Source organism: Syntrophomonas wolfei subsp. wolfei str. Goettingen G311 (assembly GCF_000014725.1).
Taxonomy (GTDB): domain Bacteria; phylum Bacillota; class Syntrophomonadia; order Syntrophomonadales; family Syntrophomonadaceae; genus Syntrophomonas; species Syntrophomonas wolfei.
In genome coordinates, this window is the sequence record NC_008346.1 from 2,530,717 (window position 1) to 2,557,500 (window position 26,784).

Consider the following 26,784-nt stretch of genomic DNA (forward strand, 5'->3'; position numbering starts at 1 on the left):
GGGATAATCTCTTTTAAGAGCAATAGACACTATTCGTCCAGAGAGATTCAGCCAAATGCTAAGCCGTTGGCTAATCGATTCGAAAGAAGAAAAAGTAACCTTATTAGTTTAAAATATATAGGAGGTGGTCTAAATGGAAATTATCAAGGTGAATGAGTTGCCCTATATGCAGACTGGCTGGGGTATAAAAGGCAAGCCGATCGTAGACATGCCCGAAATTGGTATTATCAATTTGCTTCTCGAACCAGGAGAACAGGTTCCTTCCCACAAAACACCGGTGGATGTTCTGTTTCAAGTTATAGAAGGCAAAGGTATTATTACTGTAGGCGAAGAAAGTGCGATAGTTTCATCCGGGGATATAATAGTTAGTCCAGCGCAAATACCACATAGTCTGGAAGCCTCACAGGGGTGCTTGTTTTCGGTTTATGTTATCAAAGTTCCGAACACTATAAAGAATGCTGTAAAGGACCCCAATAAGCCGAAACAACACCACCGCCCATAAGGCATAAGAGAAAATCTTCGGAGCTTTTCTTAAAAATATCCGAACAAGAATAACACCGCGTGTGTCATGGGGACGGGGGTTTTGTCACACTAGGCTCTTTGGATAATCCCCCTGCCAATTCCCGTCAACCTCTCTATTTGTCTAATTGATAAGCCATAACCTTCCTTCAACTCTTTTAAGTATTGATTTCTCTTATTAACATCAAACTTATACAAATCTAGCGCATTATAAATATGACAATGATCCTTGATTATTTTTTTAGCATCTTCATCCGTTAACTGCCGTTTTCCCGGGATATCCAGACATTTATCATCGTTCGTTTTGTTTATATACTCAATGAAACTCCTTATTGCTCTTTCTCTATTTGTATTAAAAAAATCAAGAACAAAGTCCGTATCGGTTTTATTGCTTCCTTCAATGTAGTCAGTATAATTAGTCCACTTATAATCTTTAATTTTAGTTACTATACCAGCTTTTACAGGATTCTGAAATATATATCTAAGTACTGTTAGAAAATATCCATCATCTTCTACAGGCTCGCTTTTAAATCGATCCTGAAATAAGTACCCTACCCTGTCATACTTTTTGTTGTACCATAAAACATAGCTGCTACATATCCTTCGCATCACATTCCCTAGGGGTTCCGTGCCTTCCATCAACAGTAAATGGAGATGATTACCCATTAAACAATAAGCATATAATCTGTATTTACAAATCGCCTTGTATTTCTGCAAGGTTTGAATAAATTTGACGCAATCTTCATTCTCCTCAAACACAATCTGACGATTAATTCCTCTCATAATAATATGGTATATTCCACTCTTACTTTTTATCCTGGCCACTCTTGGCACAAAAATCACCTCTGTGGTAATTAATACCACATATAATCATTGTGTGTCAATACCCCCGTCCCCTTGTCACGCTAACCAGCACATCATAACGTTCTCTTTGGGCCATTAGTTTTCCTCACTATCCTCATCCATTGTCTCAAGCAGAAAGCTAACTGGGCGGAAGCCATCATTACACGAAATCATAGCTGACTTTTTATTCTTCATCCAACCATCATAGAAGTCTTCGCCACCATGAGCAAGAGTCATTACAAATGAAGAAACACTATCCCATGCGCTATCGCAAAAGCCTTCTGGTTTCTGCCAGCCATTAGCAATGAACACTTGGCCCTCAACCATATCACAGGCATGAGTGATGGGGTTTTCATATTTTTCAATTAAGTCTTTATAGCAAGCCGTCTTCATGACAGTTATTTTTACTTTCTTCATTGCGTTCCTCCGATCTGGGGAATTACTTCACCATTGACCTGATTCTCTATTTTTTATTCTCGTCAGCTTTATAAATAGCATCAAATAATTTAGCAGGAGAGAAGTTGCTTAATTCCGCATTACCTGCTAGTGCAGCCCTCGCGCAGTTATAAACAAACACATCCGCATCATGGACGTCAAGGCAATTTCATCATCCTTGACCTTTGCTTCATACATGTTCATTCCCTCCAACAATTACCCCCATGTCTTAACATTAAGTAACTCAGCAATCTCCTGTGTTTCAGACAGCTTCTCTGTCTCCAGAATTTGTGTCAAATCAAATACTCGTGATCCCATAGGTGCTCTTGGCGTTATCTTCTTAAAGTCAGTGTAATAAAATTTGTCTACAAAAAAGTATCTGGTGGCATCTAACACATAGCCATAGTTTTTTCCATCTTCTATGGCTCGGTTTATTTGCTGCTTTCTTTCATCGGTCAGATCCCCAAGTTCAGCTTTATACTCAATGCTTAATACTTTTATAGTAGCACAAACAGGGCAATGCTGAGGAGCAACCCCACGCATGCTACGGCTTATACGGTGAAACAGCGGGTTTATTGCTCGCTGTTTTTCGTTTCACCGGTAAGCCCCAAGCGGATAAACCTCGGGGGTTTGGGGGCAGAGCCCCCAGGCGGCCTTTAAGCCGCAAATCTATCTGCAAAGAAAATCATAATCTGGCTATATGCCATTGCCCAATCTCGCGCCGGCTTCGTCCATTTTTTCGCGATTTCCTTGACCGACAGGAAAACAACCTTTCTTATTGAGTCGTCAGTCGGGAAAATCGCCTTTGCTTTCGTGAATTTGCGCACCATTCTGTGATATGCTTCCACTGCATTGGTCGTATAGATACCCATTGCGTGAATTACCGCTATTGTTGCCCTCTACCGAATGCTTTTCATAGCCTAAATGTTCATCCATTTCGGCTTCAAGCATCTGTTCAATCGTTCCTACAAACAAGCGTTTCAACTTCGTCTGAATGTCCCCGGTGCTTTGGCAGTCTTGCATCAGCAGACTTACCAGCTCCATTTCTTTGTCCGTGAGAATGTTCTTTGATTTTGCCATTTGATAACCTCCATATTGTTTTCTTGTGGAGATTATTACCATTTACACGCACTAACATTCAGACTCAATCTTATTTTTTAATTCCTCATACGAAATTCCAGCTCGATGAAGCATTGCATGACAATTGGGGCAAACAGGCCGTAAATCGTTAATCGGGTCAACACGATATTCCTTATTTATTTCATGCAAAGGTATTAAATGATGTACTTCAATGTAGTCAGAGCCTAACATACCATAAAACTCTTCAAAGTCAAAGTCACATATGCTGCATTTATAGCCATATTTATCGATACAAATCTGTCTAGCCTTAATGTTACGCTCATACGCATTTACAACAATTTGTATTTTTGCTCCTTCATATAGCTTCTCTGTTTGTTCTTCATCAACCTCCTGTGCTAGTTGAACTTCTCCATGTAAAGCAAATATCTTTCGTTTTTGATTACTCTTTAGCATTTTCAATGCTTCTTTTAATTCGGGTCTTAATTGCCAGTAGTAGTGACCTTTCTTTTCCCCATCTTCACCCCAGAAAGGTATATGCCAGTATCTAACAACGCCGTCTTCCCTCGTTGGATATTTAATATCAGGGTACCTGGCAATGATTCTTTTCCCCAATCTCCCAATTTGCAGATTTAGGACTGAGTGTGACGCTACACCTAAAGAATCTGCTAATACGGATGCGTACTCGCGGCAGTTATTGCATTTATAAAGTTCTAAAACTAATAAAATATCTTCATCTTTAAAAACAGTATTATCCTGTAGCAATTCCAACCATTGTTCACTAGATAAGTCTAATTCGTCTCTATATAACACGATTATGTCCTTTCCCTTCAGCCTGCAATTTTCTGCCCTCAGATTAACATTTCCATGTTCCCCCACACAACCCTACCCCTATTTTCCGTCTGAGGTAACATAATTTCCAGCATCAGAAATGTACTATTCCCGGTACTTTACCCCCGATATATCCTTACCACCGTCTCCACATGCCTTGAGTGTACAAAAAAGATGTCGTACCCCTCTGGTATCCCCTTGGCGGCAGAGTTATATTTAAGAAGATTTCCAGAGAGGTGTATACTTAAGACTTCTTACGGCGCCTTCTTGGCCGGAAAGGCGTATTTGTTGTTTTCAACAGTCTGCGATCTAATATATCCAAGGCCGATCTTGTTTCGCGTATATTCAAAGAAATGAGTTCTTCAAACATTTGCAGTCCAATGTCACGATAATCAGGATGACGGTGTAAAGTGAGCGCAATATTTGTTAAAGGCTCGGCCAGCAAAGCTAAAGACGTGCTGATGTTTCCAATATCCGGGCCGACGAACCGAATTAATTCACGACACACCTTTGAAACAAACTCCGGTTCGATTCCTGTGTAATCAATAAGTAAATCAACAAGTTCAGTGGCCGCTTCAAGCAGTACGAGGCGATTGCTGCAAACTGCCTGGATAACCTCTTTCATATCTGCGTTCAATTGTGTGTCATGGGTACGGGGGTTTTGTCACACTAGGCTCTTTGGATAATCCCCCTGCCAATTCCCGTCAACCTCTCTATTTGTCTAATTGATAAGCCATAACCTTCCTTCAGCTCTTTTAAGTATTGATTTCTCTTATTAACATCAAACTTATGCAAATCTAGCGTATTATAAATATGACAATGATCCTTGATTATTTTTTTAGCATCTTCATCCGTTAACTGCCGTTTTCCCGGGATATCCAGACATTTATCATCGTTCGTTTTGTTTATATACTCAATGAAACTTCTTATTGCTCTTTCTCTATTTGTATTAAAAATATCAAGAACAAAATCCGTATCGGTTTTATTGCTTTCTTCAATGTAGTCGGTATAATTAGTCCACTTATAATCTTTAATTTTAGTTACTATACCAGCTTTTACAGGATTCTGAAATATATATCTAAGTACTGTTAGAAAATATCCATCATCTTCTACAGGCTCGCTTTTAAATCGATCCTGAAATAAGTACCCTACCCTGTCATACTTTTTGTTGTACCATAAAACATAGCTGCTACATATCCTTCGCATCACATTCTCTAGGGGTTCCGTGCCTTCCATCAACAGTAAATGGAGATGATTACCCATTAAACAATAAGCATATAATCTGTATTTACAAATCGCCTTGTATTTCTGCAAGGTTTGAATAAATTTGACGCAATCTTCATTCTCCTCAAACACAATCTGACGATTAATTCCTCTCATAATAATATGGTATATTCCACTCTTACTTTTTATCCTGGCCACTCTTGGCACAAAAATCACCTCTGTGGTAATTAATACCACATATAATCATTATGTGTCAATACCCCCGTCCCCTTGTCACCTTAGCAATAAACACTTGGCCCTCAACCATATCGCAGGCATGGGTGATTGGATTTTCATATTTTTCAATTAAGTCTTTATAGCAGGCTGTCTTCATGACAGTTATTTTTACTTTCTTCATAGTATTCCTCCGGACTGAAATTCACTCAGCTTAGTCGGCTTTATTAACTCTGACCGGTGCTAATTTGCTTAGTTCTCTATTATTACCTATTTCCACTCAACAGGTATAACTACTTTATCCTGATCGCTTCCATCTTTCATACTTAACCAGAACACTTCTAACTTACCTTTGCCAGGACCGGGGGACTTAAAATCGATGCTGGTTTTAAAATCTCCCCGGCCAGGCGCACCCTCGCTGGCCATGGTAAAGCCTTTGGCTAATACATTAGCGTTTGCATCCTAAGGAAAATACGTATCCTTGCCGAATATTCATAAGTGACTTCTCCTTTCGTTTTTGCTTGGGTTGTTTTGTCACTAATAAATTCGGCAAAAATGGGGGTGAAGTCCTTTTTTTACTCTCTGAAAATGCCATTATTTCTAAGCTAATTAATTTGCAAAAGTCTCGATTAATTCCTCTCATAATAACAGGTATATTCCACTCTTACTTTTTATCCTTGCCACTCTTGGCACAAAAATCACCTCTGTGGTAATTAATACCACATGTCATTATGTGTCAATACCCCCGTCCCCTTGTCACGAATACCCCCGTCCCCTTGTCACGTTGAAGTACTATTGGTTTCATGGTATAACCAATTAAAAAGTAAGATTGTATTGCGTAGAAGTAGAAGAATGCGTCACTAAGTTAAAGGTCAAGCATTTTTATGACAATTAAAAAACCGATTGCTCCTCCTATTAACCAAGTAATAAAGAATGTTATCAAATGTTCAATATCGGTATGGCCGGTGATTAAATATTTCCCAATTCCATACAACACAATGCCCAATAAACCCCCTAAGGCAATAAGCAAAAATCTCTTAAGGTTATTATTTGAAATTGCAGGTTTCTTCATAGGAAGTTGGTACCCCCCAACAATTATTATGGTATGTATTATACATTAAAGTTGAATGCAAATAATTGTATGATATATTCCAAATACTGTGTGCAGCGAGAAAGTTTTACTCCCAGATTATCTTTGAGAATATGCTTTTATCGCCGTAATACCAGCTAGGATACAGAATATGAAAGCTAAAATCCAACCAGTCAATGGAGCAAAGGTATAAACTGTTTTGGCTATTTGCCCGAAAATAATTGATGCGCTCATAAGCAAACAGAATAAAACGGTCCATTTTTGATATTTACTCAAACATGACACCTCCAATTATTGTTTATATATAGTAATGGCAATGGCGACCTAGTTTAGTAAATTATAACTCAAAATAACAATTATTTGGTGAATGATTCCGTTGTGCATTCCAAATAATATGCGCCCTAGCTTTACTAGGATTAAAAAATCCAGAAGCATCTCACCCGAGGTGCTTTTTTCATGCTCATTTTTAAGGAGAGTGATATAAATGGGGTTATTTACAAACCTATTTAAAGCAAGAGATAAACCAAAAAACAGGACACCAGGCAGCAGCTATAGCTTCTTCTTTGGTGGAACTACAAGTGGCAAGCCGGTAAATGAACATACCGCCATGCAAATGACAGCAGTTTACTCTTGTGTAAGGATACTGGCTGAAGCGGTAGCGGGACTCCCTCTTCATTTATATAAATACACTACAAGCGGCGGCAAGGAGAAAGCACTCTCCCACCCGCTGTATTTTTTACTCCACGATGAGCCTAACCCCGAGATGAGTTCCTTTGTTTTTCGCGAAACTTTAATGACTCATCTTCTGTTGTGGGGGAACGCCTATGCCCAGATTATTAGAAACGGAAAGGGTGAAGTCATTGCCTTATATCCTTTGATGCCAAACCGGATGAGAGTTGACCGTGATTCCAAGGGAGAACTTTACTACTCCTACACCCGCTACTCAGATGAAGCACCGACCATAAACGGAATGACTGTTACCTTAAGACCCAGCGATGTACTGCATATTCCCGGCTTGGGCTTTGACGGTCTAGTGGGGTATTCCCCCATTGCCATGGCTAAAAACGCAATCGGGCTTGCGATGGCAACTGAAGAATATGGCGCCAAGTTTTTTGCTAACGGTGTTTATGGCACAATAAAAATACAGCGAATGGCAAGTTAAAAATACAGCAGTAAATTGGAAAAAAAATCATCGCCAGCACCCCCAAAATATACTACCCTTTTTGTTGAAGAGACAAAAGGAGGTAGATAAGAAAGGATGCTAACGATGATACAACAATATCATATCAAACACTTAAACTTTCATAAAGGCAAATCCCTTAGGAGTATTGCCGAAGAGACCGGACATGATTTCAGGACTGTAAAAAAATATGCAGAGCAAACCGATTTCAATGAAATCAGAAAACCTAAAAGAGGACGACCTTCGAAGCTTGACCCGGTAAAACCGATAATTGACGCCTGGCTTAAAGAAGACCTGAACCGGCCAGTTAAACAACGGCACACTGCTCGGCGCATCTACGACCGGCTGTGTGATGAACATCAGGATATATTTAATGCTTGTGAAAGAACTGTTCGCACTTATGTATCTGCCAGAAAAAAAGAACTATACGGTGAAGAAGAAGGCTACCTTCCCCTGGAACACCCAGCAGGAGAAGCGCAGGTAGACTTCGGCGAAATCGTCATGATTGAGCAAGGCCAGAAAGTCAAAGGATATGAATTAATTCTTTCGCTGCCGTATAGTAATGCTGGGTATCCCCAGATATTTCGGGGTCAGAACCAGGAATGCCTGTTAACCGGACTAAAAGACATATTTGAATATTTAGAGCATGTTCCCCGGATAATCTGGTTTGATAATATGTCAGCGGCAGTTGCTGGTATTGGGGAAAAAGGAGAGCGGAAACTAGTAGACCAATTTTACCGCTTCGCCCTCCACTACGGCTTTAAGCCCCAATTTTGCAACCCCGGTAAAGGGCACGAAAAAGGCCATGTTGAAAACAAGGTGGGTTACAGCCGCAGGAACTACTTTGTACCCGAACCCAGTTTTAGTGATATTGAAGAATTTAACCAGGGACTTTTTGCCGTGGCTGAAAAAGACCACTGCCGGAAACATTACCGTAAAGGCCGGGTAATAAATGAGCTTCTCCAAGATGACCTTACAGCCATGCTACCCCTGCCGGCCAAACCATTTACGATCGGCCGTATGCAGAAATTATCGGCCAACAAATACGGCAAAGTCTGTGTTGATACAAACGTATATTCGTAAGCGTCAAAAACTTCACACATACCAGTGTCCCAGTAAAGATGAGACAATAAACCTGAACAAAAAACAAGGAGATGTTCAGGAATGGTCAATAACGATCTGCGCAGCCTGTGGGAACAGCGTCTGGCAGACTATGAAACCAGCGGTAAAAGCATAGCTACCTGGTGTAGGGAACATTCAATTAGGAACAACCAGTTCTATTACTGGCGTAAAAAACTGCGTATGGACCAGGTTGAAAATAACCAACCAGTTAAATGGCTTCCCCTGGAAGTAGAGCAAGCAAACCTTGCTCCCGGTTCCATAGGCGTTCATGTTGGGCAGGCAACAGTTGAGATTAAACCAGGCTTTGATCCCCACCTGTTGCGCCAAATCGTAAAGGTTCTACAAACCATATGATCAGTGAAATATCAAACCGACTGGTTTACCTGGCCTGCGGTAGCACTGATCTTAGAAAATCGATTGACGGATTGGCAGTACTGGTTAAAGAATCATTCCATTTAGATCCCTTTAGCCCCTGCCTATTTGTATTTTGTAATCGTAAACGTGACAAACTCAAAATTCTACAGTGGGAGCATAACGGGTTCTGGCTGCATTACCGGCGTCTGGAGCGGGGCAAATTTGACTGGCCCACCGCCCATACCGATGTGGTCAGTATCAGCTACCGTGAATTCCGTTGGCTCCTGGATGGCTTGTCACTAAAACAAAATCAGGCTCATAAAGCAGTTAAACAAAGAGTTATTCTTTAACAGAAAAACAGCTCTAAGCCCGGATATTCCGGCATTTTCGTGGTGCAATAATACCGCTTTTATGGTATAATTTATCTATGAACATGCAAGATAATTCGGCTCAGATAATTGAACAACTTAATGATAAAATCCTTATGCAGGAACAACAGATTGCTGAACTTAATGCCAAGGTAAAGTGGTATGAGGAGCAATATCGCTTAAGTCGCCAAAAACAGTTTGGTACTTCCAGTGAGAAAACTACTCCCGAACAGATTAATCTGTTTAATGAAGCTGAAGATATTGTTGACCCCGAAATTAAAGAACCAGATATCGAAACCATTACCTATGAGCGTAAGAAAAAGCAGCCTGGTCAAAAAGCTGATAAGCTTAAAGACCTTCCGGTTGAAGTAATTGAATACCGACTTTTAGAACATGAGCAAGTCTGCCCCTGCTGCCAGGGTTCCCTTCATGAAATGAGTACCCAGATCAGACAGGAGATAAAGGTAATACCTGCTCAGGTAAAAGTAGTACAGCATGTTCAATACATATATTCCTGCCGCCAGTGTGAGAAAGAAAATATTACGACACCGATAATCAAAGCACAAATGCCTAACCCCATATTACCAGGCAGTTTGGCATCCCCCTCCATACTGGCATATATTATGGATCAAAAATATACCAACAGTATGCCGTTATATCGTCAGGAACAGCAGTTATCCCGTCTGGGAATAGAGCTGTCCCGCCAGACCATGGCAAACTGGGTTTTAAACGTTGCCGACCCCTGGTTAAAGATAATTTACGACCGCCTGCATGTGGAGTTGCTTGATAGAGATATCCTGCACGCGGACGAAACAACCTTGCAGGTATTAAAAGAACCGGGGCGTTCAGCCGAAACTAAATCCTATATGTGGTTATATCGTACCGGAAGAGATGGACCACCAATTGTCCTGTACGAATATCAGACCACCAGAGCCAGTAAACATCCGGACCGATTTCTGTCTGGTTTTAAAGGATATCTACAAACTGATGGTTACAGTGCCTATGGTAAACTGACCGGCATAACGCTGGTCGGCTGCTGGGCGCATGCACGCAGAAAATTCACCGAAGCCCTTAAAGCATTGCCGGCTGCCCAAAAAGATAAACCGGTAGCAGCCAGTGTGGGGTTGGAATACTGCAATAGATTATTTGCTATTGAACGTCAGTTAAAAGATGTATCTGATAAAGAACGTTATGATAAACGGTTGGAAAAAAGCAAACCGTTACTTGACGAATTCTATATATGGCTTAAAAAGCAAAAGCAACAAACCCTTCCCAAAAGCACCTTTGGTCAGGCTATTACTTACTGCCTGAACCAGTGGGATTGTTTAAACAGCTTCCTGCTGGATGGCAGGTTGGAGATAGATAATAATCGTGCCGAACGTTCAATTAAACCCTTCGTAATAGGAAGGAAAAATTGGCTGTTTACAAATACCCCCAGGGGTGCTAGAGGCAGTGCAATTATATACAGCGTAATTGAAACGGCCAAGGAGAATAACCTAAAGCCTTACAATTATATGTTTTATCTGTTTGAGCAGTTGCCCAATGTTGATACGGGTGATCAAGCTGCCATTGACCGCTTGTTGCCCTGGTCTGATACACTGCCCGAGGAGTGCGGAATGCCCCAGGAGAATATTACCTCAAGTAGTTCCTGAGGGCTAGGTGTGCGCTATTTGACGGTTACGTATATTCCGCATCACCCCAGGTGGCAAATAAAGAACTATATATGAGGCTAGGTGCCCATCAGGTGGAACTATTAAACGAACAATACCAGCCTATCGTAAAACATAAACGATTATATGGCCAGAATCAGGAACTAATGGATTGGCTGCCTTACCTAACTACACTGGCCAAACGCCCTAATGCTTTGAAATATACTGGATTTTATCGCGAACTACCTGACCCCTGGCAGGACTATTTTAATAATCTGGATTACGCGGAAAAAAAGAAGAGCCTAAATCTTTTAGTACGTATGATAACCGAAACAGATATGGATACAGCAACCATATGCTTGCTGGAGACATTAGATTCCGGCAAAGCAGATGCTGACAGTATCCTGTTAAGCTACCGCCGATTAACCGAACCAACCTTTAATGATTTTTTGCCGTTATTATCTGCCGGCATAAATTCACCGGCAATATATACTCCTGATCTGACCTGCTATGATACTTTCCTGAAAGCAGGTGAGTGCAGATGAAAGAATTGATTAAAGACTATTGCAAGCAATTACGCTGGGGGAACAGCATAGTACAGAACTATGCAGATATTAAGGCTGATACCCACGAAGAGTTTCTGGCTAAACTTTTAGAAATAGAGGTTAAGGGACGGGAATTAAACCGTAAAAACCGCTGTTTAAGACAAGCCGGTTTTGATGTAATAAAAACCTTTAATGGCTACAGTTTTGATCATATTGAGATACCGGCATCAATACCATTAGATGATTTGAAAACTGCAGCCCTCCTAAAAAACAGGGAAAACCTGATTCTATATGGCCCGGTGGGAACGGGCAAAACCCATATGGCTACCGCCATCGGTGTAGAAGCCTGTAATCAAGGAAAGAAGGTGGGATTTTATAGAACATCAACCCTGGTCAACGAGTTAAATGATGCTCAAAATGCTGGTAATCTGGGCAAAATGCTAAAGCAACTGGCGAAGCTGGATTTACTAATTTGCGATGAATGGGGTTATATTCCCCTGGATCGCCAGGGTGCGCAGCTACTCTTTCAGGTAGTAGCTGATTGCTATGAAAAACGCAGTATTATTATCACTACCAACTTAGAGTTTAGTAAATGGAATGGCATATTCTACGATGAGAAGTTAACCAGTGCGATTATTGACCGCTTAATCCACCATAGTCATCTACTGGTTTTTGGTGGACAAAGCTACAGACTTACACATTCCACGATAAGGAAATAGTGGAAACTGGGGTGCTGGATTTATTTTTTGCCGTTTGATGTATTTTATACTTGCCAAACACACCCAAAATACTATTTTTCTCATAATTTGCCACAGCATTATCTTACCTCAATCTGCATAAAAGAGAAAGAATAAGCTCCCCCAAATTCCAAACCATACAAAAAGCACCTACCCTTCGGCAGATGCCCATAATTACTACTCAATACTAAACTATTTCTACAAACCTATCGGAACCTACAACCTGAAAACTAACATTTTCAAGCTCATGCATACCGCTCTTAAAATCATCCGAAACTAAAAAATCAGCCTTTCCTTCAATAGCACATTTCAAAAACATACTATCATATTGATCAGCTATTAAAGGCGTAGTTGTATCCATAGTATTAACTGAAGTCGAATAGTAAAAAAGCTCCATTACCCTTTGTAACAACGATATTCTTAGATTAACGTCATCAATATTGTGTCTAGCAAAATTTTTAATCAGATAAACAAGCTCCCCTATAGTATCTTGAGCAAACAATAATTGAATTTTTCTATTATCAATCATATCCATAATTCGGGAGCACGAATCATGATCTTCTGCGAAAAGCCATCCATTAATAAAAATATTTGTATCAAGAACAACTTTTAGCTTACTTTTCATATCTCTTTGAACCTAATGTTTTCCTTACTTCTTTCTCACTTAAGCCTTTTTCTTTTATAGCCTTTTTAGCGAGTTCTCTAATACTATCCATGCAGTTTAACTTTCGGGATTCCATAGTCGCTGTAGCCATACGATCAACCTCGCCCTCATTACTTGTATTCTTTTCCATGATTATATCACCTCTAACAATATTTATTCAATCTAGCTTACGCTATTTTATGTTCAATATTGTATTTAATACTCTAATTAAGAAAAGAATAGACATCTACCATAACAAAACATCTTTTTCATGTTCCTTCACTCGACCCTACCCCTATTTCCCGTCTGAGGGAACATAAACGCATTTTCTTGTAAATGTACTATTCTCGGTACTTTAACTCCGATATAGCAGAACCACCGTCTCCACATGCAACGAGCGGGGTGGATTGATGTCTTTTACATTGTCGGTAGTCGGAAACACGTCAAAGGCTCTTTTTGCACTATCGGTAGGCGGGAACATATCGACATATATAATAACTACCCTTTCAAAACTCTAAACATTTCTTCTTTATGCTTTCTTGCTTTTTCTTCCGTCCATTTTTCATCATCGAAGTTCACCAACTCTTTCATAATCTTGAGTTTCAAACTTTGTTCTATAATACTTGGATATGAGGTGATTTTTCCCTCTGGTGGTAAATTAGAAAACTTCGAGTTTCCTGACACTGTAATTAATGCGAGGTTGCCAAAGCCATCAAGGTCATCTGCTTCCCAGCTTTCACCTTCAACGGGATTTTGGGGTTGAAAGTGTTCAATGGAACTTCTAAATTGGAACTGCCACTCATCATATAATGGAGGAATAATTTCCTTGCCCAAGTAAGAATAACCATTCTTATATAAAAGATAATCAAGGTAAGTAAATACGATTCTTTCAAAACCAAATCCACTAGAATTCTCAAACTTTGATTCGAAAACTTTTGTTTTGCAGTAATCTTCAAGTATTTCAATAATGTCACATGATTCATTTTCTAATAAGCTTGTTAATATTAATGAAATCCAATGCATAGTTTTAGGTGATGTGTAGGTTATACGCAAGCAGGATTGCAGAGTTCTTAGTTGTTTATTATTCTGACTATTGTCCTCACCAAATGTTCCTACATATTTGGGTTTATCACCTTTCCCATCATTATACCTTTCTAAACGTTGTAACGACCATTTCCCAGTTTCTTTATAATCTCTAGCATATTCACGTTTCAATATATATTTATCAAACAGTACACGGCATTTTAACATATGAAATAAAAAGTTCTTTGCTTTATCAGCGTCCCCCCAGGCCCATGATAAATTATTTAAGAAATGTTTATCATCAAGGGTTGAATCTTCCTCTTCTAAATTATTAAGTACAGCATTTATCTGAAGTAAAAAATTTGGGAACGAAATAATCGATTCAAAACGTTCATTCTCAACTTCATCCTTACTTATTTCATTATTAAAGAGTTTCTTGTTTTTTAGAATCTCAATCAAAGGAACTAAATTATTGTCTTCATCTTCACTATGAATAAATTCCTTAATTGTATCAAAATCGTTAATATTATCCCTGATACTAGACCAATCATTTGTAAAAAGATACTTTCTAACACTGGGATCAAAATTCATTTGTATATACGAGTGCATGTTAGAGCATTTTTCCCAAATCAATGCTGCCGTTTTTTTATCTTGTTCTGTATCCAATACTTCTAAAAATTTTGCTTTTGCTATTTCATGAAGTTCAAGTTGCTCGCCACGAGTATTCATGATTTCAAAATAATGATTTAAATCTATACCTTGTGGAACTTGTACACGAACAATAAAAACACTTTCCAGTTTTTTAGTTAAATCATTTTTATCTATATTATTAGATTTAAAATAGCTATCAATTATTTGATATCCCTTTAAGATTTCAACAGATGCTAATTCCTCTATTAGCTCATTCTTGTTTCCTTTGCTTAGCATGTTAAGGGTACGGTTTGATTTTTCCCGTGCTTCAAATCTCAACCCATCTTTAGCAAAATTCATACCAAGATAACTTTCTAATAGAAATAGTGTTGTCAACCTCTGTTGCCCGTCTATTACTTCATAAACATTATTATCCCTTTGATTAACAATTAGGTTTCCAAGAAAGTAATTTTTATTAGAGTCGCCAATAGAGCTATCAATATCTTCTATCAATTGTTCTATCTCCGATACTCCCCAAGCATAGTTGCGTTGATATATAGGAACTATATAATGAACATTAGTAAAAATTTTTGATACCGGTATGATTCTTATATTTTTATCCATCATCTACCACCTATTCCATTCACAAAGTAAATCATACACATCCCTGTACTTCTCTTTGTTTTTATTCTCAATTTTAGGTTGCTCTAAAGAAATGAGTTTTAATTCTTCTCCGTTTTTCATTTCACTGATTTCTGAAAACATACCTAATCCATAGTTTACGCGTTCATGTTCTCCTCGCACATATTTATTAATTGTCTGTAGATAGACAGCTTCCATAACCAGCCGCAAAGAATAACTCCAAGTATATAATTGCTGCATCACAGCTTTAGATAGGTTTTCAATTCCAAAGCGATCAGCAAAAAATAATAGCGCACATTCATATAATTGTTTAATGTAAAGATCTCCAGTGCGTCTACTCGGAACTTGTTCCTCTGTATGAACTTTACTCACTAATCTTTGTACTTGCTCAAGTAGATTTCTATAATGTAGAGTGTAATAAAAGAATCGCTTTCCTGCCATAAGAGGCTGTGTTAATTGAAATTGATTTAATGCTCTAGATGCAAGTAATTCATTGCTTCCATTTGCATTAAACTGTTCTACAAAAAGATTACTTGCTTTATGATAAATCGCATAATTAAATACATTTGTGGTTTTAATCCCTTTGAACACATCTATTTTACTAGATGAATAGCCCAAACCACTCTTTCCTTTATACCATTGGGTCAATGGGTAAAGATAGATTTTAAATAGGTCATTCAAATCATCTTGGTTTACATTTTCCCATTGGTTGATAATCCTTATTTTTTGGTTTTCCTCTTCATCATTCATCTCGCGTAAATGATATGACTTTAATAAATCATGTGGGGTTAACTCCTTACCGCGCGAATTTTGTGAATCGAAGAATTGAAAAGCCTCTTGCTCACTGTCTGTAACAATTTGAACTACACTACAACGTTCGAATAAATAATTTTTGTACTTGTTTTGCTCATCTTTCGGTAGCTCACTTATTCTCTTAGATAAAATTTCATAATTAGTTACAATCACATCGTTAGACAGTTGATTGTATTTTTCTTGTAATAACCCCAGATCCTTCTCACCTAAACAGTATAGAAGAATCGAAATAGTTGTCAGTCGTTGTTGGCCATCGACAATGTTATACTTTCCGTTTTCTTTATGTAAAATTACTGAACCAACTCTATATTCTTGTAAACCTTCATGGTATGCATTATAAGTATCTTGAAAAAGCGTATTTGCAGACTTCACACTCCAACTATACGGGCGCTGATATGGTGGTAAAGCCAATTTCATATGAAGTAATTCATGAATCTTTCTTATTTTTAATTCATCTTGAAGCAAAGCCACCTGCAAGTCCCCCCCTGACTACTCAAATCTCGATTATGTAATATTTACGACCGTCACTTAAATCCTGCCAGATAAAATCATATCTGCTTGTCAATGCAATGCTATCTTTATTTTTTCCTACACCTGTTGGCTTAAAAATACAACCGTAAACAGAATATTCTTCTCTAAAAAACCTATATATACCTTCATTGTTGCGCCCTTCATAAAAAGGTCTATCTGAAACAAGAGCAACGTAAGCGTCAAAAACTTCACACATACCAGTGTCCCAGTAAAGATGAGACAATAAACCTGAACAAAAAACAAGGAGATGTTCAGGAATGGTCAATAACGATCTGCGCAGCCTGTGGGAACAGCGTCTGGCAGACTATGAAACCAGCGGTAAAAGCATAGCTACCTGGTGTAGGGAACATTCAATTAGGAACAACCAGTTCTATTACTGGCGTAAAAAACTGCGTATGGACCAGGTTGAAAATAACCAACCAGTTAAATGGCTTCCCCTGGAAGTAGAGCAAGCAAACCTTGCTCCCGGTTCCATAGGCGTTCATGTTGGGCAGGCAACAGTTGAGATTAAACCAGGCTTTGATCCCCACCTGTTGCGCCAAATCGTAAAGGTTCTACAAACCATATGATCAGTGAAATATCAAACCGACTGGTTTACCTGGCCTGCGGTAGCACTGATCTTAGAAAATCGATTGACGGATTGGCAGTACTGGTTAAAGAATCATTCCATTTAGATCCCTTTAGCCCCTGCCTATTTGTATTTTGTAATCGTAAACGTGACAAACTCAAAATTCTACAGTGGGAGCATAACGGGTTCTGGCTGCATTACCGGCGTCTGGAGCGGGGCAAATTTGACTGGCCCACCGCCCATACCGATGTGGTCAGTATCAGCTACCGTGAATTCCGTTGGCTCCTGGATGGCTTGTCACTAAAACAAAATCAGGCTCATAAAGCAGTTAAACAAAGAGTTATTCTTTAACAGAAAAACAGCTCTAAGCCCGGATATTCCGGCATTTTCGTGGTGCAATAATACCGCTTTTATGGTATAATTTATCTATGAACATGCAAGATAATTCGGCTCAGATAATTGAACAACTTAATGATAAAATCCTTATGCAGGAACAACAGATTGCTGAACTTAATGCCAAGGTAAAGTGGTATGAGGAGCAATATCGCTTAAGTCGCCAAAAACAGTTTGGTACTTCCAGTGAGAAAACTACTCCCGAACAGATTAATCTGTTTAATGAAGCTGAAGATATTGTTGACCCCGAAATTAAAGAACCAGATATCGAAACCATTACCTATGAGCGTAAGAAAAAGCAGCCTGGTCAAAAAGCTGATAAGCTTAAAGACCTTCCGGTTGAAGTAATTGAATACCGACTTTTAGAACATGAGCAAGTCTGCCCCTGCTGCCAGGGTTCCCTTCATGAAATGAGTACCCAGATCAGACAGGAGATAAAGGTAATACCTGCTCAGGTAAAAGTAGTACAGCATGTTCAATACATATATTCCTGCCGCCAGTGTGAGAAAGAAAATATTACGACACCGATAATCAAAGCACAAATGCCTAACCCCATATTACCAGGCAGTTTGGCATCCCCCTCCATACTGGCATATATTATGGATCAAAAATATACCAACAGTATGCCGTTATATCGTCAGGAACAGCAGTTATCCCGTCTGGGAATAGAGCTGTCCCGCCAGACCATGGCAAACTGGGTTTTAAACGTTGCCGACCCCTGGTTAAAGATAATTTACGACCGCCTGCATGTGGAGTTGCTTGATAGAGATATCCTGCACGCGGACGAAACAACCTTGCAGGTATTAAAAGAACCGGGGCGTTCAGCCGAAACTAAATCCTATATGTGGTTATATCGTACCGGAAGAGATGGACCACCAATTGTCCTGTACGAATATCAGACCACCAGAGCCAGTAAACATCCGGACCGATTTCTGTCTGGTTTTAAAGGATATCTACAAACTGATGGTTACAGTGCCTATGGTAAACTGACCGGCATAACGCTGGTCGGCTGCTGGGCGCATGCACGCAGAAAATTCACCGAAGCCCTTAAAGCATTGCCGGCTGCCCAAAAAGATAAACCGGTAGCAGCCAGTGTGGGGTTGGAATACTGCAATAGATTATTTGCTATTGAACGTCAGTTAAAAGATGTATCTGATAAAGAACGTTATGATAAACGGTTGGAAAAAAGCAAACCGTTACTTGACGAATTCTATATATGGCTTAAAAAGCAAAAGCAACAAACCCTTCCCAAAAGCACCTTTGGTCAGGCTATTACTTACTGCCTGAACCAGTGGGATTGTTTAAACAGCTTCCTGCTGGATGGCAGGTTGGAGATAGATAATAATCGTGCCGAACGTTCAATTAAACCCTTCGTAATAGGAAGGAAAAATTGGCTGTTTACAAATACCCCCAGGGGTGCTAGAGGCAGTGCAATTATATACAGCGTAATTGAAACGGCCAAGGAGAATAACCTAAAGCCTTACAATTATATGTTTTATCTGTTTGAGCAGTTGCCCAATGTTGATACGGGTGATCAAGCTGCCATTGACCGCTTGTTGCCCTGGTCTGATACACTGCCCGAGGAGTGCGGAATGCCCCAGGAGAATATTACCTCAAGTAGTTCCTGAGGGCTAGGTGTGCGCTATTTGACGGTTACGTTGTCAGTCGTTGTTGGCCATCGACAATGTTATACTTTCCGTTTTCTTTATGTAAAATTACTGAACCAACTCTATATTCTTGTAAACCTTCATGGTATGCATTATAAGTATCTTGAAAAAGCGTATTTGCAGACTTCACACTCCAACTATACGGGCGCTGATATGGTGGTAAAGCCAATTTCATATGAAGTAATTCATGAATCTTTCTTATTTTTAATTCATCTTGAAGCAAAGCCACCTGCAAGTCCCCCCCTGACTACTCAAATCTCGATTATGTAATATTTACGACCGTCACTTAAATCCTGCCAGATAAAATCATATCTGCTTGTCAATGCAATGCTATCTTTATTTTTTCCTACACCTGTTGGCTTAAAAATACAACCGTAAACAGAATATTCTTCTCTAAAAAACCTATATATACCTTCATTGTTGCGCCCTTCATAAAAAGGTCTATCTGAAACAAGAGCAACAGCAGCTGTTCTAGTAAATCCTCGGTTCTTAAGCTCCTCCATAAATTTAATATCCTTCACGAATGAATACATCTGTTCTGGATACTGGCCATTTAATGGGCACTTAAGTTCAATTGCATACTTCTCCGATTTATCTTCATTAAATATAGTGATATCTATTTCTTTTTTTATAGTTTTATTGTCTGGTGTGAAGTATGATACATTTCTTTCAAATTGAATACGATAGTCCGGAAGCTTTTCACGTAGGAATATCCCCAGCTCATGCTGGAGGCTAAACTCATTATAAATTTCAATACTCTTAGACTGCACAAACAAGAAAAAGTCATCTACTAATTGCCTTAAATTAAGCAAAGCATCCACCCCATCCACCCTTATATAATTTATAATTCTTTATTACTTTTCATAATAGTTTTACCATATCCTCAAACCTTCTGATACCTCTGTTGATTAGATGAAGTCTTTTCAATAGCCTTTATATTACCTTCCATTTTATTTACGTAGTTTAAAAATAAAGTCCCAAGCAGAAGTCGATCCTTTCTGGGTATTCTATTCCATACATAACCCTTGAACAAATCTTTAACAAGAAAGACTTCACCTTCATTCAAGTTTTCAGTTTCCTTAATAGCTTCTTCTAGTAACTCATTAACATCACCCATGTTGTCATCTCCTTATCAATAACAATATCAACAACATTGTTAATAAGATTATATGCCTTTTACCAATTCCAGTCAATGAAAGAAAACCACCAATCAAGAGAATATATCTCCTGAATGGTGGTCATTCATGAAGGTTATGTTTATACATCTACTTCTACACCAGATTTAAATTCAATAGTTAGTTTATCATCATAGACCGTTATTTTCTCTATAAGTCTCCTTACTAGCTGCTCATCATATTCCTCAAGGAGGGTGGATTGTTCATTAAGGAATTTTTCCATATCTTCTAGCCTTTGCTTGGAACCTTTTTTGCCTGCTTCTTCTGCTAAAGCCTTATGCCTTTCCTCTCTGAGCCTGTAAATCTCATCAGCTATATCGTTATAATCTTCTTTAGAATTGGCCAGTCGCAAAAGATCCTTTTGTAATTCCTCTAGCTTTTTATCTATCTCGAAAACAATATTATTGTCCGCTTCACTTATCACTGTTTCTATATTTTCCTTTAAGATAGTTAAAAAGCCATCCTTTTGCCCTATTAGTTTATTAATTGCATCCACCGTAGCAAGGCCTATCATATCCTCCAGCACAGTTCGGGAATGACAAGTTAACCCTGTATTCTCAAGCCTACTGACGCATCTCCAAACAATCGATTTTTTACCTCGGTTATTCCAATGAACTCTACGGTATATTTCGCCACACTGTTTGAAACCGCGAATTTTCACGCGTTACCCCACGCCCGTTTCCGGGGCAAAAAGTGGTGGAGATTTAGACCCCCCTACCCCAGAAACTGCAGAAAATCTCAAAAGTTAAGCTAATCTTAGGATTTCGTGAGATTTTTTGCATCTATATAAAACCGTTAATCGGCATAGTTTTCAAATTTGAGTATTAACCCTTTTCTAGAAAAGAGGTGAGTATTTTAATTTATCTGTCGGTCAAGCGAATGATCTGACAATTGGCTGTTATTCTATCTAACAGAGTCTGACAAAGATGTTTGTCTTCCACTACATCTAACCATGTAGATATTTCTCGATTGGTAATAAAAATGATACTTCTTGTTTCATTAAGAAAAGTAACTGCTCGATAAAAAGCCTGCAACTCTGACCTGGTTGGTTCTAGATAAAAAACATCATCAATAATAATCAAGTCGCATTCCCGCATATAGGAGAAGGTTGCGCCTGCTTTTGGGTTTATATCTTTGTTCTCTAGAATAGATATAAAAACATCAATGGATGCATAGTAAGTTTTATGTCCATTGTCGATCGCTGTTTCTCCAAGATGAACTGCAAGACTAGTTTTGCCTGTCCCGCATTTACCAAGTAGAATAACGTTTTGTTCTTCATTGAGCCACGTCAAATGGGATAATTGTTTTATCTGCCATTCCAAACCTTTGTTTAAATTTGGTAATTCAAATACCTTGTTGGGAAGTTTGCTTGCCCTTCTTAGCTTGATCTGTTTTTGTCTGGCTCGTATCTCTAGTTCTTTATGTAGTATCATCTGAAGATAATCTAGGTTGGACAGTTTCTCATCATTCAAATCAATATATCCCCTGGAAATATTCCATAGATTTAGCTTCTTAGCCAACTCGCGGATTTCAGTTATATCAGCCATCGATTTCCCTCCTTATCTCCTTGCTACGTGTCAGATGGTTGAAATACTGTTGATTTGGTAAGAACTTCTTTGCTATCTGCTCACCATGCTTATACATTATGTAAGCCAAAAGTTCATAGGCATTGCAGCGTTCAGTTTCAATGCAATATCTTACCCCATCAAGCATTTGCTCCATCGAATAAAACTTCGTCATGCGATTTAAGCGAATACAATGGCTATTAAAATATTTTGGTTGTTCCTGTTCCATCCGCCGTATAAATTCCTGAGCTATTTCATGCTCTGCAAAATATTGTTTTATAAGAGCATGAGAAACCCTGTTTCTGTTGTTTTTTTCCTCAGCTTTGAATATCTGTCCAGTATCTTCTGTTACTGGATACTTAGCTAATAATTCATTAGTATCAGTATCATAAAATAGAAGTATTTTACCATCATCCTCAATACGTATACGTTGATGTGCATCCATCACACCGACATCAATCTGATAACGATTCCCTTTATAGCTGACCACTCCATTGGAATCAAAGGATGCTACAGTACTTGATACCTCTGAATATGGTTTAACATGAAAAAGCTGTTTTTGTTCTTCAATAAACATTTCTCGTGGCACTTTTCTAGTCACAGTATGAACTCTCCCGTTGCCTTCTCTATCCAACCATGCAAGAGCTGCACTGTTAAGACTGTCAATTCCGGTATATACCCTCCCCTCCAGAAAACTTTGCTTAACATATCCAATTACCTCTTCTACCTTACCTTTACTCTGAGGATCTCTTGGCCTGCATAATGAAACACTGTAGCCGATACGCTTTACATATTCTTCAAAGGCCGGTACAAATATAATATTACCTAGATTTTCGCTACCCACATAGACCCTATCAAGATCATATAGAATTGTCTGTGGCCTTCCTCCAAAGTACTGGAAAGTGTTTATGGCACAATAAAAATACAGCGAATGGCAAGTTAAAAATACAGCAGTAAATTGGAAAAAAAATCATCGCCAGCACCCCCAAAATATACTACCCTTTTTGTTGAAGAGACAAAAGGAGGTAGATAAGAAAGGATGCTAACGATGATACAACAATATCATATCAAACACTTAAACTTTCATAAAGGCAAATCCCTTAGGAGTATTGCCGAAGAGACCGGACATGATTTCAGGACTGTAAAAAAATATGCAGAGCAAACCGATTTCAATGAAATCCGAAAACCTAAAAGAGGACGACCTTCGAAGCTTGACCCGGTAAAACCGATAATTGACGCCTGGCTTAAAGAAGACCTGAACCGGCCAGTTAAACAACGGCACACTGCTCGGCGCATCTACGACCGGCTGTGTGATGAACATCAGGATATATTTAATGCTTGTGAAAGAACTGTTCGCACTTATGTATCTGCCAGAAAAAAAGAACTATACGGTGAAGAAGAAGGCTACCTTCCCCTGGAACACCCAGCAGGAGAAGCGCAGGTAGACTTCGGCGAAATCGTCATGATTGAGCAAGGCCAGAAAGTCAAAGGATATGAATTAATTCTTTCGCTGCCGTATAGTAATGCTGGGTATCCCCAGATATTTCGGGGTCAGAACCAGGAATGCCTGTTAACCGGACTAAAAGACATATTTGAATATTTAGAGCATGTTCCCCGGATAATCTGGTTTGATAATATGTCAGCGGCAGTTGCTGGTATTGGGGAAAAAGGAGAGCGGAAACTAGTAGACCAATTTTACCGCTTCGCCCTCCACTACGGCTTTAAGCCCCAATTTTGCAACCCCGGTAAAGGGCACGAAAAAGGCCATGTTGAAAACAAGGTGGGTTACAGCCGCAGGAACTACTTTGTACCCGAACCCAGTTTTAGTGATATTGAAGAATTTAACCAGGGACTTTTTGCCGTGGCTGAAAAAGACCACTGCCGGAAACATTACCGTAAAGGCCGGGTAATAAATGAGCTTCTCCAAGATGACCTTACAGCCATGCTACCCCTGCCGGCCAAACCATTTACGATCGGCCGTATGCAGAAATTATCGGCCAACAAATACGGCAAAGTCTGTGTTGATACAAACGTATATTCCGCATCACCCCAGGTGGCAAATAAAGAACTATATATGAGGCTAGGTGCCCATCAGGTGGAACTATTAAACGAACAATACCAGCCTATCGTAAAACATAAACGATTATATGGCCAGAATCAGGAACTAATGGATTGGCTGCCTTACCTAACTACACTGGCCAAACGCCCTAATGCTTTGAAATATACTGGATTTTATCGCGAACTACCTGACCCCTGGCAGGACTATTTTAATAATCTGGATTACGCGGAAAAAAAGAAGAGCCTAAATCTTTTAGTACGTATGATAACCGAAACAGATATGGATACAGCAACCATATGCTTGCTGGAGACATTAGATTCCGGCAAAGCAGATGCTGACAGTATCCTGTTAAGCTACCGCCGATTAACCGAACCAACCTTTAATGATTTTTTGCCGTTATTATCTGCCGGCATAAATTCACCGGCAATATATACTCCTGATCTGACCTGCTATGATACTTTCCTGAAAGCAGGTGAGTGCAGATGAAAGAATTGATTAAAGACTATTGCAAGCAATTACGCTGGGGGAACAGCATAGTACAGAACTATGCAGATATTAAGGCTGATACCCACGAAGAGTTTCTGGCTAAACTTTTAGAAATAGAGGTTAAGGGACGGGAATTAAACCGTAAAAACCGCTGTTTAAGACAAGCCGGTTTTGATGTAATAAAAACCTTTAATGGCTACAGTTTTGATCATATTGAGATACCGGCATCAATACCATTAGATGATTTGAAAACTGCAGCCCTCCTAAAAAACAGGGAAAACCTGATTCTATATGGCCCGGTGGGAACGGGCAAAACCCATATGGCTACCGCCATCGGTGTAGAAGCCTGTAATCAAGGAAAGAAGGTGGGATTTTATAGAACATCAACCCTGGTCAACGAGTTAAATGATGCTCAAAATGCTGGTAATCTGGGCAAAATGCTAAAGCAACTGGCGAAGCTGGATTTACTAATTTGCGATGAATGGGGTTATATTCCCCTGGATCGCCAGGGTGCGCAGCTACTCTTTCAGGTAGTAGCTGATTGCTATGAAAAACGCAGTATTATTATCACTACCAACTTAGAGTTTAGTAAATGGAATGGCATATTCTACGATGAGAAGTTAACCAGTGCGATTATTGACCGCTTAATCCACCATAGTCATCTACTGGTTTTTGGTGGACAAAGCTACAGACTTACACATTCCACGATAAGGAAATAGTGGAAACTGGGGTGCTGGATTTATTTTTTGCCGTTTGATGTATTTTATACTTGCCAAACACACTGGAAAGCATAATTGTGAACTTTTATGCCTGTTTTGGTTGTGAAGGGATCCGGTGAAAAGCAAACAAATTTCATTCTGCTATAACTCAGAACCATACAAAAGAAATATACCCTCACAATTCGTCCATACATATCTTTAAGTTTATATTGACCAAAATCAGCCTGAGCTTCATATCCTGGTGGCGAGACTTCACGTGGCGAGATTTTCCGCTTACTGGTATGCTGATACCCATGCTGTTCCCTTAAGGCCTTCATATAGCGGTAGAATGTAGCTCGTTTAACTTGTAAATCGGGAAAGGCTTCCATCAATTTAAGATAGACATTTGTGTCCCGAATTTGCGGGCATATTTTCAATTGCTCTAATATGTACTGTCGATAATTATCCATATGATACTTTTCCTGCTCAGCTTCCCTTACATAATCTTCTTCGCTCATATTCCAGTATTTGCTGACAGAAGAATAGGTTATCCCCAGTGCTTTAGCAGTCTTGGTCTGGGCGAGTCCAAGTTCTTTGTACTCTTGGATTTTTTGGTATTGCTCGATACCTATCATGTTTTTCCTCCTTTAGTTTTGTTATCGAAGTAATAATTTCTGTATCAGTGCAAGCATAGGCATCACCCCTTGATTAGCTTATATAAGGTAGTATTTTTGCTTTAGAAATAAAAATAAAGGCTTTCAAAGTCATTTTAACTATAAAAGCCTTATTTCTATTAATTCATTTTACTTTTTATTGTTCTAATGGTGCACATCTACACATCTAACAGTATAGTAAACACTGTAATTCACTAACTGAAAACTCTTTATCACTGCAACTTATCATATCTTCATTTTATGAAAGGATGAAACCTCTTGTCTTTAGGACATCATTTAAATAATCAATAACTTCCCTGCAAACCATCTCATTAATTTCCTCGGATTTAAGACATAATTTGGCATGTACCAAATTTCTTTTTTGGCGAATAAAATGAGCTTTATCTGCTTCCTCCATCCAGGCAGGCTTCTGAATTTCTTTTATTATATTAATATAATCAATAAGATCAGCACGTTTGCTCCTACCATTTCTATCTTGTACATATAAGTCTTCGTTAAAATAGTTTTTTCTATGTTTTTCACTAACCCAATCGATTAACACTGCTTCAAGAATTGAACCACAGAGAATCAACGTTGCTTTATATGCTTTTGCTCGGAAACAAGCATTAAGTTCTTTTAGATCTTCCTCTAAAAACTCCCTAATTATTTCTCCTTTATACAGCCTTACATTTTTCACCATCTCTATGTTCAAAATATCCTCGACACTATGTACATCAGGATCTTGTGAAAAAAAACTAAAAAAATCATTGTATTCCGATACTGATTTCTGTTGATAATGCTGGAGTCTAAAATACTTTTCATATTCAATCAAAGATTTCTTTGGTAATATAACCGGGATATTCTCCCAATCCCTCTTTGCCATACGCGGTAGAACCGTGCCAGTTGTATTGGCACTTATAACAGTTCTACCAGTTTCGCTTTTAATATAACTATATATATAGGCAGCTTCCTCTGTATTATTTGGACGTATTACGGTATCATTTGCACCAGCATAAATTTCTCCACTTAGCTCATCTAATAATAGGTAAAG

33 protein-coding genes and 4 pseudogenes (1 of these 37 only partly in view) are annotated in these 26,784 nt (G+C 38.9%); 13 read left to right on the forward strand and 24 right to left on the reverse strand.

Annotated features, from left to right (window positions below; all coding sequences use genetic code 11):
• Positions 1–133 precede the first annotated feature (133 nt).
• Complete coding sequence (locus tag SWOL_RS11320) at positions 134–502, forward strand: cupin domain-containing protein (protein ID WP_011641573.1); 369 nt, start codon at positions 134–136, stop codon at positions 500–502.
• Between the two features lie 89 nt (positions 503–591).
• On the opposite strand, the gene SWOL_RS11325 is transcribed toward SWOL_RS11320, so the two are convergent.
• From SWOL_RS11325 to SWOL_RS11355, 11 genes and pseudogenes are all read right to left on the reverse strand, one after another.
• Positions 592–1,383: a transposase gene (locus SWOL_RS11325; protein WP_341271078.1), complete on the reverse strand. Its 792-nt coding sequence runs from the start codon at positions 1,381–1,383 to the stop codon at positions 592–594.
• Positions 1,384–1,458: 75 nt separating this feature from the next.
• Complete coding sequence (locus SWOL_RS11330) at positions 1,459–1,779, reverse strand: TIGR04076 family protein (RefSeq protein WP_011641575.1); 321 nt, start codon at positions 1,777–1,779, stop codon at positions 1,459–1,461.
• Positions 1,780–2,013: 234 nt separating this feature from the next.
• Positions 2,014–2,340 carry a hypothetical protein gene (locus SWOL_RS11335; RefSeq protein ID WP_011641576.1) on the reverse strand — a complete coding sequence of 109 codons (327 nt, stop codon included), beginning with the start codon at positions 2,338–2,340 and terminating at the stop codon, positions 2,014–2,016.
• Between the two features lie 113 nt (positions 2,341–2,453).
• Positions 2,454–2,663: pseudogene (locus tag SWOL_RS14985) on the reverse strand (transposase); the annotation flags it as partial.
• A pseudogene (locus tag SWOL_RS14990) lies at positions 2,662–2,841 on the reverse strand (transposase); the annotation flags it as partial. The pseudogenes SWOL_RS14985 and SWOL_RS14990, both read right to left, overlap by 2 nt.
• A gap of 87 nt (positions 2,842–2,928) precedes the next feature.
• The gene (locus tag SWOL_RS14995) at positions 2,929–3,753 is read right to left on the reverse strand and encodes an HNH endonuclease (protein WP_011641578.1); all 825 of its coding nucleotides are present in this window, start codon (positions 3,751–3,753) and stop codon (positions 2,929–2,931) included.
• 196 nt (positions 3,754–3,949) lie between these two features.
• Positions 3,950–4,342, reverse strand: coding sequence for a hypothetical protein (locus SWOL_RS14100; protein ID WP_242649331.1), 393 nt, complete (start codon positions 4,340–4,342; stop codon positions 3,950–3,952).
• Between the two features lie 32 nt (positions 4,343–4,374).
• A complete protein-coding gene (locus SWOL_RS11350; protein WP_341271080.1) occupies positions 4,375–5,166 on the reverse strand; it encodes a transposase in 792 nt (263 codons plus the stop codon).
• A 16-nt stretch (positions 5,167–5,182) separates the two neighbouring features.
• Entirely contained in the window at positions 5,183–5,326 is a 144-nt protein-coding gene (locus SWOL_RS14105) for a hypothetical protein (protein WP_341271081.1), read from the reverse strand.
• A gap of 86 nt (positions 5,327–5,412) precedes the next feature.
• A pseudogene (locus SWOL_RS14110) lies at positions 5,413–5,592 on the reverse strand (Gmad2 immunoglobulin-like domain-containing protein); the annotation flags it as partial.
• A 415-nt stretch (positions 5,593–6,007) separates the two neighbouring features.
• Positions 6,008–6,214, reverse strand: coding sequence for a hypothetical protein (locus tag SWOL_RS11355; RefSeq protein ID WP_041427560.1), 207 nt, complete (start codon positions 6,212–6,214; stop codon positions 6,008–6,010).
• A 502-nt stretch (positions 6,215–6,716) separates the two neighbouring features.
• Here SWOL_RS11355 and SWOL_RS11360 point away from each other — a divergent pair.
• From SWOL_RS11360 to istB (SWOL_RS11390), 7 genes and pseudogenes are all read left to right on the forward strand, one after another.
• Positions 6,717–7,355 (forward strand): annotated as a pseudogene (locus tag SWOL_RS11360) (phage portal protein); the annotation flags it as partial.
• Between the two features lie 135 nt (positions 7,356–7,490).
• Complete coding sequence (istA, locus tag SWOL_RS11365; RefSeq protein ID WP_011641582.1) at positions 7,491–8,495, forward strand: IS21 family transposase; 1,005 nt, start codon at positions 7,491–7,493, stop codon at positions 8,493–8,495.
• 81 nt (positions 8,496–8,576) lie between these two features.
• Positions 8,577–8,888 (forward strand): IS66 family insertion sequence element accessory protein TnpA, encoded by a 312-nt coding sequence (gene tnpA, locus SWOL_RS11370; protein ID WP_011641583.1) that lies wholly within the window; start codon positions 8,577–8,579, stop codon positions 8,886–8,888.
• Positions 8,885–9,238, forward strand: a complete 354-nt coding sequence (gene tnpB / locus SWOL_RS11375) for an IS66 family insertion sequence element accessory protein TnpB (RefSeq protein WP_011641584.1) — start codon at positions 8,885–8,887, stop codon at positions 9,236–9,238. The genes tnpA (SWOL_RS11370) and tnpB (SWOL_RS11375) overlap by 4 nt, the downstream gene beginning before the upstream one ends.
• Positions 9,239–9,315: 77 nt before the next feature.
• Positions 9,316–10,908, forward strand: coding sequence for an IS66-like element ISSwo2 family transposase (locus SWOL_RS11380; RefSeq protein ID WP_011641585.1), 1,593 nt, complete (start codon positions 9,316–9,318; stop codon positions 10,906–10,908).
• Between the two features lie 50 nt (positions 10,909–10,958).
• Positions 10,959–11,450, forward strand: a complete 492-nt coding sequence (locus tag SWOL_RS11385; protein ID WP_242649332.1) for a hypothetical protein — start codon at positions 10,959–10,961, stop codon at positions 11,448–11,450.
• Entirely contained in the window at positions 11,447–12,169 is a 723-nt protein-coding gene (gene istB, locus SWOL_RS11390) for an IS21-like element helper ATPase IstB (protein ID WP_011639493.1), read from the forward strand. Before SWOL_RS11385 ends, istB (SWOL_RS11390) begins: the two co-directional genes overlap by 4 nt.
• Positions 12,170–12,374: 205 nt before the next feature.
• Here istB (SWOL_RS11390) and SWOL_RS11395 read toward each other — a convergent pair whose 3' ends face one another.
• The 5 genes from SWOL_RS11395 to SWOL_RS11415 form a co-directional block, all read right to left on the reverse strand.
• Entirely contained in the window at positions 12,375–12,812 is a 438-nt protein-coding gene (locus SWOL_RS11395) for a putative toxin-antitoxin system toxin component, PIN family (RefSeq protein ID WP_011641587.1), read from the reverse strand.
• Complete coding sequence (locus tag SWOL_RS11400; protein ID WP_041427562.1) at positions 12,802–12,981, reverse strand: hypothetical protein; 180 nt, start codon at positions 12,979–12,981, stop codon at positions 12,802–12,804. The genes SWOL_RS11395 and SWOL_RS11400 overlap by 11 nt, the downstream gene beginning before the upstream one ends.
• A 347-nt stretch (positions 12,982–13,328) precedes the next feature.
• Positions 13,329–15,110, reverse strand: a complete 1,782-nt coding sequence (locus SWOL_RS11405; RefSeq protein WP_011641588.1) for a DUF262 domain-containing protein — start codon at positions 15,108–15,110, stop codon at positions 13,329–13,331.
• Positions 15,111–16,409 (reverse strand): DUF262 domain-containing protein, encoded by a 1,299-nt coding sequence (locus SWOL_RS11410; protein WP_011641589.1) that lies wholly within the window; start codon positions 16,407–16,409, stop codon positions 15,111–15,113.
• Between the two features lie 22 nt (positions 16,410–16,431).
• Complete coding sequence (locus SWOL_RS11415) at positions 16,432–16,734, reverse strand: hypothetical protein (RefSeq protein ID WP_242649333.1); 303 nt, start codon at positions 16,732–16,734, stop codon at positions 16,432–16,434.
• Between SWOL_RS11415 and tnpA (SWOL_RS11420) the strand changes: the two genes are divergently transcribed.
• From tnpA (SWOL_RS11420) to SWOL_RS11430, 3 genes are all read left to right on the forward strand, one after another.
• Entirely contained in the window at positions 16,727–17,038 is a 312-nt protein-coding gene (gene tnpA / locus SWOL_RS11420) for an IS66 family insertion sequence element accessory protein TnpA (RefSeq protein WP_011641583.1), read from the forward strand. The two genes, SWOL_RS11415 and tnpA (SWOL_RS11420), sit on opposite strands and share 8 nt — an antisense overlap.
• Positions 17,035–17,388, forward strand: coding sequence for an IS66 family insertion sequence element accessory protein TnpB (tnpB, locus tag SWOL_RS11425; RefSeq protein WP_011641584.1), 354 nt, complete (start codon positions 17,035–17,037; stop codon positions 17,386–17,388). The genes tnpA (SWOL_RS11420) and tnpB (SWOL_RS11425) overlap by 4 nt, the downstream gene beginning before the upstream one ends.
• 77 nt (positions 17,389–17,465) lie before the next feature.
• Positions 17,466–19,058, forward strand: coding sequence for an IS66-like element ISSwo2 family transposase (locus SWOL_RS11430; RefSeq protein ID WP_011641585.1), 1,593 nt, complete (start codon positions 17,466–17,468; stop codon positions 19,056–19,058).
• A gap of 25 nt (positions 19,059–19,083) precedes the next feature.
• Here the strand turns inward: SWOL_RS11430 and SWOL_RS11435 are convergent, their stop codons facing one another.
• From SWOL_RS11435 to SWOL_RS11460, 6 genes are all read right to left on the reverse strand, one after another.
• Complete coding sequence (locus tag SWOL_RS11435) at positions 19,084–19,326, reverse strand: DUF262 domain-containing protein (protein WP_041427563.1); 243 nt, start codon at positions 19,324–19,326, stop codon at positions 19,084–19,086.
• 22 nt (positions 19,327–19,348) lie between these two features.
• Positions 19,349–19,918, reverse strand: coding sequence for a hypothetical protein (locus tag SWOL_RS11440; protein ID WP_011641591.1), 570 nt, complete (start codon positions 19,916–19,918; stop codon positions 19,349–19,351).
• A gap of 62 nt (positions 19,919–19,980) precedes the next feature.
• A complete protein-coding gene (locus SWOL_RS11445) occupies positions 19,981–20,214 on the reverse strand; it encodes a single-stranded DNA-binding protein (protein WP_011641592.1) in 234 nt (77 codons plus the stop codon).
• Between the two features lie 140 nt (positions 20,215–20,354).
• Positions 20,355–20,933, reverse strand: coding sequence for a recombinase zinc ribbon domain-containing protein (locus SWOL_RS11450; protein ID WP_011641593.1), 579 nt, complete (start codon positions 20,931–20,933; stop codon positions 20,355–20,357).
• Between the two features lie 199 nt (positions 20,934–21,132).
• A complete protein-coding gene (locus SWOL_RS11455; protein WP_011641594.1) occupies positions 21,133–21,819 on the reverse strand; it encodes an ATP-binding protein in 687 nt (228 codons plus the stop codon).
• Positions 21,812–22,681 carry a transposase gene (locus SWOL_RS11460; RefSeq protein ID WP_011641595.1) on the reverse strand — a complete coding sequence of 290 codons (870 nt, stop codon included), beginning with the start codon at positions 22,679–22,681 and terminating at the stop codon, positions 21,812–21,814. The genes SWOL_RS11455 and SWOL_RS11460 overlap by 8 nt, the downstream gene beginning before the upstream one ends.
• A gap of 204 nt (positions 22,682–22,885) precedes the next feature.
• On the opposite strand from SWOL_RS11460, the gene istA (SWOL_RS11465) reads away from it, so the two are divergent.
• Both istA (SWOL_RS11465) and istB (SWOL_RS11470) read left to right on the forward strand, forming a co-directional pair.
• Positions 22,886–24,382, forward strand: coding sequence for an IS21 family transposase (gene istA / locus SWOL_RS11465; RefSeq protein ID WP_423218532.1), 1,497 nt, complete (start codon positions 22,886–22,888; stop codon positions 24,380–24,382).
• Complete coding sequence (gene istB, locus SWOL_RS11470) at positions 24,379–25,101, forward strand: IS21-like element helper ATPase IstB (RefSeq protein WP_011639493.1); 723 nt, start codon at positions 24,379–24,381, stop codon at positions 25,099–25,101. Before istA (SWOL_RS11465) ends, istB (SWOL_RS11470) begins: the two co-directional genes overlap by 4 nt.
• Positions 25,102–25,145: 44 nt before the next feature.
• Here the strand turns inward: istB (SWOL_RS11470) and SWOL_RS11475 are convergent, their stop codons facing one another.
• Together SWOL_RS11475 and SWOL_RS11480 are read right to left on the reverse strand one after the other, a co-directional pair.
• The gene (locus tag SWOL_RS11475; RefSeq protein ID WP_011641596.1) at positions 25,146–25,715 is read right to left on the reverse strand and encodes a transposase; all 570 of its coding nucleotides are present in this window, start codon (positions 25,713–25,715) and stop codon (positions 25,146–25,148) included.
• A gap of 277 nt (positions 25,716–25,992) precedes the next feature.
• On the reverse strand, positions 25,993–26,784 hold the 3' portion of the coding sequence (locus SWOL_RS11480) for a restriction endonuclease subunit S domain-containing protein (protein ID WP_011641597.1). Its footprint extends 750 nt past the window's final position; the window shows 792 of its 1,542 coding nt (coding positions 751–1,542); its start codon lies beyond the right edge, outside the window; its stop codon occupies positions 25,993–25,995.

What these genes read in the sequence shown, in the direction of transcription:
- SWOL_RS11455 (WP_011641594.1), bottom strand. Translation starts at nt 21,819, where the DNA reads ATGGCTGATATAACTGAAATCCGCGAGTTGGCTAAGAAGCTAAATCTA.
- SWOL_RS11395 (WP_011641587.1), bottom strand. Translation starts at nt 12,812, where the DNA reads ATGAAAAGTAAGCTAAAAGTTGTTCTTGATACAAATATTTTTATTAAT.
- SWOL_RS11405 (WP_011641588.1), bottom strand. Translation starts at nt 15,110, where the DNA reads ATGATGGATAAAAATATAAGAATCATACCGGTATCAAAAATTTTTACT.
- SWOL_RS11430 (WP_011641585.1), top strand. Translation starts at nt 17,466, where the DNA reads ATGAACATGCAAGATAATTCGGCTCAGATAATTGAACAACTTAATGAT.
- SWOL_RS11445 (WP_011641592.1), bottom strand. Translation starts at nt 20,214, where the DNA reads ATGGGTGATGTTAATGAGTTACTAGAAGAAGCTATTAAGGAAACTGAA.
- SWOL_RS11335 (WP_011641576.1), bottom strand. Translation starts at nt 2,340, where the DNA reads ATGCGTGGGGTTGCTCCTCAGCATTGCCCTGTTTGTGCTACTATAAAA.
- SWOL_RS11400 (WP_041427562.1), bottom strand. Translation starts at nt 12,981, where the DNA reads ATGGAAAAGAATACAAGTAATGAGGGCGAGGTTGATCGTATGGCTACA.
- SWOL_RS11380 (WP_011641585.1), top strand. Translation starts at nt 9,316, where the DNA reads ATGAACATGCAAGATAATTCGGCTCAGATAATTGAACAACTTAATGAT.
- tnpA (WP_011641583.1), top strand. Translation starts at nt 16,727, where the DNA reads ATGGTCAATAACGATCTGCGCAGCCTGTGGGAACAGCGTCTGGCAGAC.
- istB (WP_011639493.1), top strand. Translation starts at nt 24,379, where the DNA reads ATGAAAGAATTGATTAAAGACTATTGCAAGCAATTACGCTGGGGGAAC.
- tnpA (WP_011641583.1), top strand. Translation starts at nt 8,577, where the DNA reads ATGGTCAATAACGATCTGCGCAGCCTGTGGGAACAGCGTCTGGCAGAC.
- istB (WP_011639493.1), top strand. Translation starts at nt 11,447, where the DNA reads ATGAAAGAATTGATTAAAGACTATTGCAAGCAATTACGCTGGGGGAAC.
- istA (WP_011641582.1), top strand. Translation starts at nt 7,491, where the DNA reads ATGCTAACGATGATACAACAATATCATATCAAACACTTAAACTTTCAT.
- tnpB (WP_011641584.1), top strand. Translation starts at nt 8,885, where the DNA reads ATGATCAGTGAAATATCAAACCGACTGGTTTACCTGGCCTGCGGTAGC.
- SWOL_RS14105 (WP_341271081.1), bottom strand. Translation starts at nt 5,326, where the DNA reads ATGAAGAAAGTAAAAATAACTGTCATGAAGACAGCCTGCTATAAAGAC.
- SWOL_RS11355 (WP_041427560.1), bottom strand. Translation starts at nt 6,214, where the DNA reads ATGAAGAAACCTGCAATTTCAAATAATAACCTTAAGAGATTTTTGCTT.
- tnpB (WP_011641584.1), top strand. Translation starts at nt 17,035, where the DNA reads ATGATCAGTGAAATATCAAACCGACTGGTTTACCTGGCCTGCGGTAGC.
- istA (WP_423218532.1), top strand. Translation starts at nt 22,886, where the DNA reads ATGATACAACAATATCATATCAAACACTTAAACTTTCATAAAGGCAAA.
- SWOL_RS11320 (WP_011641573.1), top strand. Translation starts at nt 134, where the DNA reads ATGGAAATTATCAAGGTGAATGAGTTGCCCTATATGCAGACTGGCTGG.
- SWOL_RS11475 (WP_011641596.1), bottom strand. Translation starts at nt 25,715, where the DNA reads ATGATAGGTATCGAGCAATACCAAAAAATCCAAGAGTACAAAGAACTT.
- SWOL_RS11330 (WP_011641575.1), bottom strand. Translation starts at nt 1,779, where the DNA reads ATGAAGAAAGTAAAAATAACTGTCATGAAGACGGCTTGCTATAAAGAC.